General features: G+C 56.4%; 10 protein-coding genes. 8 read left to right on the forward strand and 2 right to left on the reverse strand.

Annotated features, from left to right (window positions below):
- The first annotated feature begins 136 nt into the window (after positions 1-136).
- A complete protein-coding gene (gene dnaE / locus OA238_RS02725) occupies positions 137-3,643 on the forward strand; it encodes a DNA polymerase III subunit alpha (RefSeq protein WP_015493980.1) in 3,507 nt (1,168 codons plus the stop codon).
- Positions 3,644-3,748: 105 nt separating this feature from the next.
- The gene (locus OA238_RS02730) at positions 3,749-4,612 is read left to right on the forward strand and encodes a hypothetical protein (protein WP_015493981.1); all 864 of its coding nucleotides are present in this window, start codon (positions 3,749-3,751) and stop codon (positions 4,610-4,612) included.
- A 13-nt stretch (positions 4,613-4,625) separates the two neighbouring features.
- Here the strand turns inward: OA238_RS02730 and OA238_RS02735 are convergent, their stop codons facing one another.
- On the reverse strand, positions 4,626-4,829 hold the full coding sequence (locus OA238_RS02735; protein WP_015493982.1) for a SlyX family protein: 204 nt from the start codon (positions 4,827-4,829) through the stop codon (positions 4,626-4,628).
- A 105-nt stretch (positions 4,830-4,934) separates the two neighbouring features.
- Between OA238_RS02735 and hisS the strand changes: the two genes are divergently transcribed.
- From hisS to hisG, 3 genes are read left to right on the forward strand one after another with little or no spacing between them, the layout of a single operon-like run.
- A complete protein-coding gene (hisS, locus tag OA238_RS02740; protein WP_015493983.1) occupies positions 4,935-6,506 on the forward strand; it encodes a histidine--tRNA ligase in 1,572 nt (523 codons plus the stop codon).
- Positions 6,507-6,511: 5 nt separating this feature from the next.
- A complete protein-coding gene (locus tag OA238_RS02745; RefSeq protein ID WP_015493984.1) occupies positions 6,512-7,603 on the forward strand; it encodes an ATP phosphoribosyltransferase regulatory subunit in 1,092 nt (363 codons plus the stop codon).
- Positions 7,600-8,292 (forward strand): ATP phosphoribosyltransferase, encoded by a 693-nt coding sequence (gene hisG / locus OA238_RS02750; protein WP_015493985.1) that lies wholly within the window; start codon positions 7,600-7,602, stop codon positions 8,290-8,292. Before OA238_RS02745 ends, hisG begins: the two co-directional genes overlap by 4 nt.
- 88 nt (positions 8,293-8,380) lie before the next feature.
- Here hisG and OA238_RS02755 read toward each other — a convergent pair whose 3' ends face one another.
- Positions 8,381-8,812, reverse strand: coding sequence for a DUF1489 family protein (locus tag OA238_RS02755; protein ID WP_015493986.1), 432 nt, complete (start codon positions 8,810-8,812; stop codon positions 8,381-8,383).
- A 109-nt stretch (positions 8,813-8,921) separates the two neighbouring features.
- Between OA238_RS02755 and OA238_RS02760 the strand changes: the two genes are divergently transcribed.
- From OA238_RS02760 to OA238_RS02765, 3 genes are all read left to right on the forward strand, one after another.
- Entirely contained in the window at positions 8,922-11,183 is a 2,262-nt protein-coding gene (locus OA238_RS02760) for an adenosylcobalamin-dependent ribonucleoside-diphosphate reductase (RefSeq protein ID WP_015493987.1), read from the forward strand.
- 135 nt (positions 11,184-11,318) lie between these two features.
- A complete protein-coding gene (locus tag OA238_RS33440; protein WP_245581429.1) occupies positions 11,319-11,543 on the forward strand; it encodes a hypothetical protein in 225 nt (74 codons plus the stop codon).
- Between the two features lie 66 nt (positions 11,544-11,609).
- Complete coding sequence (locus OA238_RS02765; RefSeq protein ID WP_051076365.1) at positions 11,610-12,230, forward strand: lipid A-modifier LpxR family protein; 621 nt, start codon at positions 11,610-11,612, stop codon at positions 12,228-12,230.
- The last annotated feature ends 106 nt before the right edge of the window (positions 12,231-12,336 follow it).

The raw sequence follows: 12,336 nt of genomic DNA on the forward strand, positions 1-12,336 counted from the left end.
AGCTAAAATACTAAGTGTTATGGTCAATGTTTTAATTACATTGGTTATCAGCAGCTTAAAAAGAAAGGCGATTTTGATCCGCCATTTTAATATCTGACGCTTCCGCCTGCTGTAACCACGAGCTAGGGTGGACCCTATGGCAGATCCCCGATTCATTCACCTTCGTACCCACACTGAATACTCGCTTCTTGAAGGTGCGGTTCCAGTTAAGAAAATCTGCGGCTTGGCCGAGAAATTCGGCATGCCTGCGGTGGCCGTTACGGACACCAACAACCTGTTTTGCGCGCTGGAGTTTTCAGAATATGCAGCCAAAGCGGGCGTGCAGCCGATCATCGGGTGTCAGGTTGATTTGGGGCTGCGTGTAGATGAGCCGGGGCGACGCCCTGAGCGGCCCGCGCCACTCGTTTTTCTGGCGCAGAACGAAGCGGGCTACATGAACCTGATGAAGCTGAATTCTTGTGCCTATCTAGACGCAGGTGGGCAACTGCCACAGGTCACAGTTGATGATCTGGCCAAATATAACGAAGGGTTGATTTGCCTGTCCGGTGGGCCGGATGGCCCGATAGCGCGCTTGTTGCGGGCGGGCCAACGTCCTGCAGCCGAGGCTTTGATGGCGCAATTGGCGGCAATTTTTTCGGATCGTCTGTACGTTGAATTGCAACGCCATCCGGTTGATGGCGGCCTGCCAGAGGCAGAGCAATTGTCCGAACAGGGCCACGTCGAAATGGCCTATGCGATGGACCTGCCGTTGGTTGCAACCAACGATGTCTACTTCCCGAAAACGTCAATTTATGAGGCGCACGACGCGTTGATTTGCATCGCCGACGGTGCCTATGTCGATCAGAATGAACCGCGCCGTCGTCTGACCCCGCAGCATTATTTCAAAAGCCAACAAGAGATGGTCACGCTGTTTGCGGACCTGCCTGAAGCGATTGCCAACACCGTTGAGATTGCAAAACGCTGCGCGTTCAAGGTCTACACCCGCGATCCGATCCTGCCAAAATTTGCCGACAACGAGATTGAGGAATTGAAGCTGCAAGCCCGTGCGGGCTTAAAAAATCGACTCAAGGTTATTCCCCACGCGGTGAGTGTCGAGGATTACGAAAAACGCCTCGATTTTGAGCTTGGGATTATCGAAGGCATGGGGTTCCCCGGCTATTTCCTGATCGTGGCCGACTTCATCAAGTTCGCCAAAGACAATGACATTCCCGTTGGTCCTGGTCGTGGGTCTGGTGCAGGCAGTTTGGTGGCCTATGCACTAACAATCACCGACCTCGATCCATTGCGATATTCGCTGTTGTTTGAGCGGTTCTTGAACCCAGAACGGGTGTCGATGCCTGACTTTGACATCGATTTTTGCATGGATCGCCGCGAAGAGGTCATCCGCTACGTCCAGCAGAAATATGGTCGCGACAAAGTCGGCCAGATCATCACGTTTGGCGCATTGTTGTCCAAAGCGGCCATTCGCGACGTTGGGCGCGTGTTGCAGCTGCCCTATGGGCAGGTCGATAAACTGTCCAAAATGATCCCTGTTGAGGGCGTTAAACCTGTCAGTATCGTCAAAGCCTTGGCCGACGAGCCGCGCTTGCGTGAAATGGCAAAGAACGAAGAAGTTGTTGATCGGTTGCTCACCTACGGCCAGCAACTTGAAGGGTTGTTGCGCAACGCATCGACCCACGCGGCGGGCGTGGTAATCGGCGATCGGTCTTTGGATGAATTGGTGCCGCTGTACCAAGATCCCCGATCCGATATGCCCGCGACGCAATTCAATATGAAATGGGTAGAACAGGCGGGATTGGTCAAGTTTGACTTCCTTGGCCTTAAAACGCTGACAGTCATTCAGAACGCCGTGAACCTGATTTTAAAATCTGGCCGCGACCTGCACAAAAGCCCCACAGGGGTTGAGCTCTATGTTCCCGCCGAAGGCACACTCAACGACATCAATGCGATTCCGCTGGATGATGAGGCGTCGTATAAACTTTATGCCGCTGCCAAAACCGTCGCCGTGTTTCAGGTGGAATCCAGCGGCATGATGGACGCGCTGCGGCGCATGAAGCCGGACTGCATCGAAGACATCATCGCGCTGGTGGCGCTGTATCGCCCCGGCCCGATGGAAAACATCCCGAAGTTCTGTGAGGTCAAGAATGGCATCTCGGATCGCGACATGCTGCATCCGTCGATTGACCATATCCTCGACGAGACGCAGGGCATCATTGTCTACCAAGAACAGGTGATGCAAATCGCCCAGGAAATGGCAGGCTATTCGCTTGGCGGTGCTGATCTGTTGCGTCGCGCCATGGGTAAAAAACTACAAGAGGCGATGGACGTTGAGAAGCCAAAGTTTCTCGCCGGTTCGGCCGAAAACGGCGTCAACAAAAAGAAGGCGCAGGAGGTCTGGGACCTCCTTGATAAGTTCGCAAACTACGGTTTCAACAAATCCCACGCTGCGGCCTATGCAGTGGTCAGCTATCAAACCGCGTGGTTGAAGGCGAACCATCCGGTTGAATTTATGGCCGGTGTGATGAACTGCGACATCCATCTGACCGATAAACTCGCCGTGTATTTCCAAGAGGTCAAAAAGGGTCTTGGGCTGCCATGGTCGCCGCCGTGTGTGAACACGTCCCTCGCGACGTTCGATGTCCAAGACGGGACGCTGGTCTATGGATTGGGCGCGCTGAAAAACGTCGGAGTCGACGCCATGGGGCTGATCGTCGATGCGCGTTTGGCGGAAGGCGCAAAGCCGTTTTCCACCCTGTTCGACCTTGCGCGTCGCGTCGATATCAAGCGCGTTGGCAAGCGCCCCTTGGAAATGCTGGCCCGCGCTGGTGCGTTTGATGTGCTCGACCCGAACCGGCGCAAGGTCTTCGCCAGTTTGGACGCGCTTGTCGGGTATTCATCGGCGATCCATGACCAGAAAAATTCCAACCAAGTGTCGCTGTTCGGCGAAGCGGGCGATGATTTGCCCGAACCGCGCCTGTCTGCCGTCGAAGATTGGTTGCCCGCCGAACGTCTGTCTGAAGAATTCAAGGCCGTTGGTTTCTACCTCTCTGGTCACCCGCTTGATGATTACATGGCCGCGCTCAAACGCACAGAAAAAGTGCTGACGCTGGACGAAGTGACAGCCAAGGCCGCAAGCGGCGCATTGGTTGCCAAGATGGCGGGCACCGTCGCTGGGCGGCAGGAACGGAAATCAGCGCGGGGCAATCGGTTTGCCTTTGTGCAATTGTCCGACCCGACTGGCCAATACGAGGTCACGATGTTCTCGGACACGCTAGAGGCTGCGCGCGACCATCTGGAAACTGGCAACCAGATCGTCATTCAGGTCGAAGCGACGATGGAGGCCGAACAGCTGAAACTATTGGGTCGCTCTGTAATGCTGGCGGACATGGTCGTTGCCAATGCAGGGTCTTCGGGACTGCGGGTTTTCTTGGGCGACGTAGCTGCGATTTCAACCGTCAGCGACATCTTGCAGGGCGCGATACGCGACAACGTCAAAGGCGGGCGCGGCCCGGTGACGTTCACAATTGATGATATCGAACTGGGCGAGATCGACGTCGAACTTGAGACACAGTTCCCGGTAAACCCCCAGATCAAAGGCGCTTTACGCAGCCTTGGCGGTGTCATTGAGGTCCAAGAAATTTAGCCGTTGTATTCGGCGGGTGGCGAAACCCTGCCTGTTTAAACGGCATGGTGGACGCAGAGTGGGGCCTGCGTTAAACCGTGTTAACCGTTGGATGAAGGACGCTGAATGCGCCAGATAGTGTTGGGACTTGGGATGGCTTTGCTGCTGTCGGCCTGTGGCTATCCGCTGCGCAGCGTTGCGCGGTTGGGTGATGTTACAGTCGCTGACGGCGCGACAAACGTGGCCCAGACGACCATTGAAGCACAAAAGACTGGTGGCGGATTGTTTGCCCGCTTATTGAATCGTCAGCCAAACGATCCGACCAATTCCGCTGTCGCGGCGGCTATGGCCGAAGCAAACCAAGCGGCATCTGCGCAAAGTGATGTCGTTGTCGTGTCAGTTGCAACGCCGCCCACGCAGCCTGAACGCCGTGGTTTGTTTGGTCTGTTCAGCCGGGACCCCAACCGCGCAGAGCAATCTCGCACGGGCCCTGATACCACAGACATAAACGCTGGCGCGCTGCTGCCGTTTGGCCAGATCGCCCGCGTATGCGGGCTGAACAATAATGACCTAGGCCGTCAAATCGAAAGCGGCGGCGGATTTCGAAACCATGATACAATCCCGAATTCAACAGCCCGGCGTCCGTTTTACGTCAGCGGATTTGACGACGGCTGCGTCCGCACCTTCACCGGCGCTGTCGTCGTCACAGGCGACGTCGAAACCCATGAATTTGTGCGCTATCAGACCAGTAACGAGACCATAGATTATACGACGACCGACAATGCCTATGAGGCGTTGAAGGCCAGCGTGTGTCGCGTTGGGCGCGGCCAGCCCTGTGGCGCCGGCATGGAGCGGATGAACCGCAACACGCACTTCATCACCGTCTATGATTTCTTTGGCGGCACGCTCAGTGCTGTGCCATCACAATGGGCCCAGATCCTTGTCCATGACGGCGATGTGCTGTCAATGTTGGTCAAAGATGGCGCATAGAAACCGCTAACGCTTAATAGTGGGGTGGCCGTTGATCAACCATCGTCGCCGACCCGCCAGCGTCCGTTTCGCGCCCGGCTTCGCGTTCCATTAACATCTGGACGCGGTAGGTCAGGCGGCTGATCTCGCCTTCCTGACGCGCGACGATGTCGGACAGATCATCCACCGCTCGGTTCAAATGCGCGAGCTGTTCTTCAAGGTTTGTTTGTTCACTCATATGGCTCATTACGGTGCTGGCGCGTGCTTTGCCAACCCCCACTGTTGCGCGAACCTGCCCTGCGCGGTAAAGCGCGGGGGAATTGACCGCAAGCGGAGCCACCCCATGGCCAAAAAGCAAAAAGTGCAACGACCCAAGGCGCAGACCCCCAAGGGGTTTCGTGACTATTTTGGCGCAGAAGTGGCGCAGCGTACCGATATGTTGCGCACCATCGCAGGGGTCTATCACCGCTACGGGTTTGAGGCGCTGGAATCGTCTGCCGTCGAAACAGTCGAGGCGCTGGGCAAATTTCTGCCAGATGTTGATCGCCCCAACGAGGGTGTGTTCGCGTGGCAAGAAGAAGACGAAAAGGGCGACGGTGACTGGCTCGCGTTGCGCTACGATCTGACGGCCCCGCTTGCCCGCGTCTACGCCCAGCACCGCAACGATCTACCGACACCCTATCGCCGCTTTGCAATGGGTCCGGTCTGGCGCAACGAAAAGCCTGGTCCGGGTCGGTTCCGTCAGTTTTATCAATGTGATGCGGACACGGTCGGGTCAGGGTCTGTTGCTGCCGATGCGGAGATTTGCGCGATGCTGTGTGATACGCTGGAAGCCGTGGGAATCGAGCGTGGCGATTACGTGGTGCGGATTAATAACCGTAAGGTTTTGAATGGCGTGCTGGAGGCGGTTTTCAATTGGTTTAATGTAATAGACTTAGATCATGATGACGCTGAAACTCAACGTATTAAGAAAGAGAAACTGGCGTCCGATGGTTCCGATGGGCAAGCTGAAATTAGCGCGAACATTCTTCGTACCATCGATAAGTACGACAAAGTTGGCGAGCAAGGCGTACGCGAACTTTTGATGGGTGGTAGAAAAGATAGTTCTGGAGCTTTCATCGACGGGGTCGGACTCAATCGTCGTCAAGCGGATCTGGTCATTGCTTTCGTAACGTCAAAGAATGACTCAAACGATGAGACTCTTACCCAACTTAGATATGCCATCGGTGAAAGTACTGTTGGCGAAGCAGGCGTCGACGAACTCCAAACAATGGCCGATCTCCTCGCGGCTGGCGGCTACGGCCCCGACCGTATCGTCATCGACCCCTCCGTCGTGCGCGGCCTTGGTTACTACACCGGTCCCGTGTTTGAGGCCGAACTCACCTTCGAAATTCATGACGAAAAGGGCCGCGCGCGTTCCTTTGGATCTGTCGCGGGTGGGGGTCGCTACGACGATCTGGTAAAACGCTTCACCGGTCAAGAAGTCCCCGCGACGGGCATTTCCATCGGCGTTGATCGCCTGCTTGCGGCGCTGCACATGAAGGGCCGTCTGACGTCTGACACCACAGGTCCCGTCGTCGTCACCGTCATGGATCGCGACCGGATGGCGGATTATCAGGGCATCGTATCCGAACTGCGTCAGGCAGGCATCCGGTCCGAGGTTTACCTCGGAAATCCAAAGAATTTTGGCAACCAGTTGAAATACGCCGACCAGCGCAATTCACCGATCGCGATCATTCAAGGTGGTGATGAATTGGCGGCAGGAACTCTCCAGATCAAAGACTTAATCCTCGGTGCGAAAATTGCGCAAACCGCGACCCATGAAGAATGGAAAGACCGGCCCAGCCAGTTCGAAATTCCCCGCGCTGATCTGGTCACGCGGATCAAGACGCTGTTGGACGAGCAAGCAAAGTGACCCAAGTGAACGCCGAAACATCACAGGCCATTTGGGACCGCGCACGCCGCTACCAATCCGTACTGGTCGGGCAGGGCGCGTTGATCACTGACGCGGACGTGCTGCAACCTGCGGGGACGCTGCTGGACCTTTACGGTGAAGACATCCGCGCGCGGACTTTCACCACGCAAGACCCGTTGCGCGGCGAACAAATGCTGCGCCCGGACTTTACGGTTCCCATTGTGCAGCAACATATGGCATTCGGCGCGGAACCTGCCCGCTACACCTATGTAGGCAAAGTTTTCCGCAAACAGGAATCTGACGAAACCCGCCCCACCGAATTCGTTCAAGTCGGGTTTGAGGTGTTTGACGGCAAAGACGTCGCAGCTGCCGACGCCGAAGTTTTCGCAACCTTTGCAGGGATATTGGCAGGCGTGTCCGTGACGCCGATGACCGGCGATATCGGCATTCTGCGTGCGGCTGTCATCGGGCTGAAAACAACCGAACGTCGGCGCGCGGCCCTCATGCGACACCTGTGGCGGCCGCGTCGTTTCAGGGCGCTGCTGGATCGTTTTGGCGCCGTCACACCCACGCCTGCCGCACGCACCGCACTTTTGGCAAATCCGGACCCGATGGCGACCCTGCCAGCGGTCCTCGGTCTGCGCTCAAAATCCGAAATCGCATTGCGCATTGACGCACTACGGGCTGACGCTGCAGTTGATCCGATTTCAAGTTTTGAACGCGATCTGCTCGACGCGCTTCTCAAAGTCCGTGAAACTGCGCCGAATGCACTGGCGTCGCTGCGCGATATCTCGGTCGATTTGCCGTCGATCAGCGCGGCTATTGACGGATTAAGCAGACGCTTGGACGCCTTGGCGAACCGTGGCATCGATGTTGATGCGCTGCCATTTGAAACGGCCTATGGGCGCACTTCGATGGAATATTACGACGGTTTCGTGTTTGGCTTTTCGTCCAACGCAGGTCTGAATATCCCGCCGGTCGCCACGGGTGGCCGCTATGATGCGCTGACAGTGGTTCTGGGTGGCGGGACTGGCGTGCCGGCTGTGGGCGGCGTCATCCGTCCCGATCTTGTGGCCTACCTGGAGGCAGCGCAATGACCTTGAAACTCGGCATCCCGTCCAAGGGACGTTTGATGGAAAAGACGTTCGATTGGTTCGCAGCACGCGGCGTGACCTTGCGCAAATCCGGTTCAGAACGGGAATATGCAGGGGCGGTCGATGGTATCGATGGCATCGAATTGGTGTTGTTGTCAGCTGGCGAAGTGCCGCGCGAACTTGACGCCGGGCGCATCCAGCTTGGTGTCACCGGCTCCGATCTGGTACGCGAAAAGCTGTCATCATGGGATCAACGGGTCGTCGAAGTGGCTAAAATGGGCTTTGGCGGGGCTGATCTGGTCATCGCCGTGCCGCAAGCTTGGATTGACGTGGACAGCTTGGATGACCTCGATGCCGTCGCCGCTGCGTTTCGCGCGCATCACGGTTTCCGCCTGCGCATTGCCACAAAATACCACCGCCTCGTGCGTGAATTCATGCGCGAACACGGTGTCGCGGACTACCAACTCGTCGACAGCCAAGGTGCGACCGAGGGCACGATCCGCAATGAAACCGCGGAAGCCGTGGCTGACATCACGTCCACTGGTGAAACACTGCGCGCCAATGGGCTGAAAATTCTCGGCGACGGGATGATCCACGCCAGCCAAGCGACACTTTTCCGCGCCCGCCGCCGCAACTGGACCCAAGCCCAACGCGACACCCTCAAGTCCCTAGAAGCCAAGCTGAACTCTTAACCCGTCTTTGCTTCAAAAATATCCCGGGGGAGTCCGCAGGACGGGGGCAGCGCCCCCTCAAGGCCCGCGGCACGCGCTGATCGCAAAATCATAAAATCCCGATTTCGGCTAGGGCTGCACTCAACGATGGCGGCAAAGCCTCCTCGTTTTCGCGACCTGCCGGCAAGTCCTTTGGCGCATCCTCAGGCTTTAAATACCGCCAGCCTTGGAACGGCCGCTTTAGGGACGGCACAACGCGGATCAATGCGGGGTCAATCACAATGGCACAACGGCGAATGCCGTCAGTACCGATGTATTCATCCAGCCGGACAATCCGCTGGCGACACAACAGCGACCCCTTCACGACCCAGTAAATACTGCCACCTGACAGCAATTCGTCCGCGCGTTTGGGCCACATCCGTGTCACATGCCGCGGCAATCCGTCCGGTGCTTGGGCGCGTTTGCTCGCTTGCCACGCAGCGAGATCTGCGACATTTTCTGTCCCGACAGACAACTTTTGAAGGTGCAGCTTGATTGCCAAGGTGTTATGCTCCAGTTCCTACATCTGCTACATGTTGCGCCCAGAGACCACTACATGTAGCCCTGAAATTCTTCAATGATTCGACCGACAATATCCCAAAGGATCGCCTATGACCCGCTTTGCAGCCCCAATTGCCGAACAAATCTGGGACATGAAATATCGCCTTAAGGAGGGTGATGGCACCCCGATTGATATTTCTATTGAGGACACTTGGGCACGCATCGCCAAATCGCTGGCGTCTGTTGAAAAAGACCCAAAGGCGTGGGAGCCGAAGTTCTACGAGGCACTGAACGATTTCCGCTATCTTCCGGCTGGCCGCATCACCGCAGGTGCGGGCACGGATCGCTCCGTTACATTGTTCAACTGCTTTGTCATGGGCACGATCCCAGACACGATGGGCGGCATTTTTGACGCTCTGCGCGAGGCAGCGTTGACCATGCAGCAAGGCGGCGGGATCGGGTACGATTTCTCGACCATTCGCCCCAAAGGCGCTGTGGTCAAAGGTGTGGCCGCCGATGCGTCCGGCCCGTTGTCGTTCATGGATGTGTGGGACGCGATGTGTCGCACGATCATGTCGGCTGGATCACGACGCGGCGCGATGATGGCAACGATGCGCTGTGATCACCCAGACGTTGAGGATTTCATCACCGCCAAATCCGACGCCGCTCGCCTGCGTATGTTCAACATGTCCGTGCTGATCACTGACCCGTTTATGGAGGCCGTAAAGGCAGACAAGCCGTGGAATCTTGTGTGGGCGGGGGAGACCGTTCGCACGGTGCAAGCCCGCGCCCTGTGGGATTCGATTATGCAATCGACCTATAGCCACGCCGAACCCGGTGTCATTTTCATCGACCGTATAAACACGATGAACAACCTCAATTACGTCGAAACCATCGCCGCCACCAATCCCTGTGGCGAACAGCCCTTGCCGCCTTACGGCGCGTGTTTGTTAGGCTCAATCAACCTCGCGCGGCTTGTGTCGAATCCGTTTACGGACACCGCGACCATTGATGATGCCGAATTGGCCGAACTGGTCGGATTGGCCGTGCGGATGATGGACAACGTGGTCGATGCCAGCAAATTCCCGCTTGAAGCGCAGGCGCGCGAGGCCGCAGCCAAACGCCGCATCGGGCTGGGCGTGACCGGGCTGGCGGATGCATTGCTGATGACGGGCCTGCGTTATGGCTCCGAAGATGCGGCGCGTCAGACCGAGGCTTGGATGAAAGCGATCGCGCGCGCTGCGTATCTGAGCTCAGTAGACTTGGCCCGCGAAAAGGGTGCGTTCCCGTTGTTTGATGCCGACAAGTATTTGGCGTCTGGCAACATGATGCAGATGGACGACGATGTACGGGACGCAATTCGTGAACACGGCATCCGCAACGCGCTGCTGACTTCCGTGGCCCCGACCGGCACCATCAGCCTGTATGCTGGCAATGTGTCGTCGGGGATCGAGCCTGTGTTTGCCTATGCTTACACCCGCAAAGTGCTGCAAAAGGACGGATCGCGCACCGAAGAAGAAGTCGTTGATTACGCCGTTAAGATGTGGCGCGATCTAAAGGGTGACGCAGAGCTGCCGGATTATTTCGTCAATGCGCAGACCTTGCCGGCGATGGATCATGTGCGCATGCAGGCGGCCGCGCAAAAATGGATCGACAGCTCAATCTCGAAAACCATCAACGTGCCGGAAGATATCGATTTCCAATCGTTCAAAGACGTCTACATGGCCGCGTGGGATCAGGGCTGCAAAGGCTGCACAACCTATCGTCCAAACGAAGTGACCGGATCGGTGCTGTCCGTTTCTGGTGATACAAAACCCGAAGTCATCGCTGATGAAAACGCAGGCGACATCATCTATATGACCGAACCGCTGGACCGCCCCGGTGAATTGCACGGCCAGACCTACAAGCTCAAATGGCCCGACAGCGAACATGCGATTTACATCACTGTGAACGACATTCTGCACCAAGGCCAGCACCGCCCGTTTGAGGTATTTATCAACTCGAAGAATATGGAACACTTCGCGTGGACAGTGGCGCTGACGCGGATGATTTCGGCAGTGTTTCGGCGCGGCGGCGATGTCTCGTTCGTTGTCGAAGAACTTAAAGCGGTGTTCGATCCGCGCGGCGGAGCATGGATGCAGGGTAAATATGTGCCGTCTATTCTGGCAGCAATCGGCGGTGTGATCGAAAAACACATGGTCGCCACGGGCTTTATGGCGGGTGAAGGCATGGGCCTAAAATCTGATCCACAGGCAGAGATCGTCAACATCAAGCCAAAGGGCAAAGCCTGCACCAGTTGTGGATCATATGAGCTGCGGATGATTGAAGGCTGCATGACCTGCGCCGATTGTGGCTATTCGAAATGCGGCTAGATTAACCATTGCACTCGCGCGGTCCGGCGCGGGTCGAAATCGCCACACTTTCACCGAAATCATTCTCCATACGGGTCGCCAAGTGGCGGCCCGTTGTCTTATAGGATTCGCAGGACTGATAGGTTGGTGGAAAAGATGCGTTTAATTGTAATGCTGTGTGCAGGCCTTATGGCGGCAAGCCCTGTAATGGCCCAAGATCGCGAAACTTTGGGTTTTGGGCGCATATTCAACAATGATTACTTCGGTGACACCCAAGACCGTTGGCGGTCCGGTTCGTATGCCTATTCTATCGTGCGTGGACCCGAATGGCAGGGGCGGGCGCCAACCGCACCGGGATCGGTTCTGGAATACCGTCTCTGATCCGAAATCATTGCGCCATCAAAGCTGAACGGAAGCGGTTCCAACGACCGTGCCTACGTTGGCGCGGTGTCGGCGGGTCTGCACACGCACTTCTCTCGCGGCGGTGTAGATATCTCGACGGGCGTTGATCTTGTTGCCATTGGGCCACAGACGGGGCTGGTGGATTTACAGGATTGGTTCCACAATTTTGTCAGTGCGCCGAACATCTCAAACGGGGTGATTGCCAATCAAGTTGGCAACTCTGTTTTCCCGACCGCGTTGGCTCAAGTTTCCTACCCTGTTCGCCTCAGCGAAAACGCATCCGTGCGTCCCTTTGTCGAGGTCCAGTACGGGGTGGAGGATTTCGTCCGCATCGGGGCGGATATTGTCATCGGCGAAATTATGCAAAACGACCTGTGGTTGCGGGATAGCCCGACCGGACAACTATATGCAGGGGTCGAAAGTGGTCAGCCTGGCATTGGTTTTATCGTTGGGGCTGACTATGCGGTCATCGGTGACAGTGCTTATTTCCCAGCAAGTTTTGGCACCGTGGCACAGGACGAACGGTTCCGTGCACGTGCCGGTATGCACTGGCGTCTTGGTGACAACATTTCCTACTTCTATGGCGTCACTTATCTGAGTGAAGAATACGTCGGACAACCAGAGGGTCAGATCGTTGGATCCCTGAAGCTGAATTTCAGCTTTTGAATAAATAGTTAGCGATCGACCTTAAAGTAACTTGATCGGCGTGAATCCGCTCTTTATTGTTTTTGTTAGAACCCTGCACACAGAGGCGGGGCAAAGACAGAGGCAG

The organism is Octadecabacter arcticus 238 (genome assembly GCF_000155735.2).
Lineage (GTDB): Bacteria > Pseudomonadota > Alphaproteobacteria > Rhodobacterales > Rhodobacteraceae > Octadecabacter > Octadecabacter arcticus.

Excerpts from the sequence above, each read along its gene's own strand:
- OA238_RS33440 (WP_245581429.1), top strand. The coding sequence starts at position 11,319 with ATGCGTTTAATTGTAATGCTGTGTGCAGGCCTTATGGCGGCAAGCCCT.
- OA238_RS02735 (WP_015493982.1), bottom strand. The coding sequence starts at position 4,829 with ATGAGTGAACAAACAAACCTTGAAGAACAGCTCGCGCATTTGAACCGA.
- hisS (WP_015493983.1), top strand. The coding sequence starts at position 4,935 with ATGGCCAAAAAGCAAAAAGTGCAACGACCCAAGGCGCAGACCCCCAAG.
- hisG (WP_015493985.1), top strand. The coding sequence starts at position 7,600 with ATGACCTTGAAACTCGGCATCCCGTCCAAGGGACGTTTGATGGAAAAG.
- dnaE (WP_015493980.1), top strand. The coding sequence starts at position 137 with ATGGCAGATCCCCGATTCATTCACCTTCGTACCCACACTGAATACTCG.
- OA238_RS02730 (WP_015493981.1), top strand. The coding sequence starts at position 3,749 with ATGCGCCAGATAGTGTTGGGACTTGGGATGGCTTTGCTGCTGTCGGCC.
- OA238_RS02760 (WP_015493987.1), top strand. The coding sequence starts at position 8,922 with ATGACCCGCTTTGCAGCCCCAATTGCCGAACAAATCTGGGACATGAAA.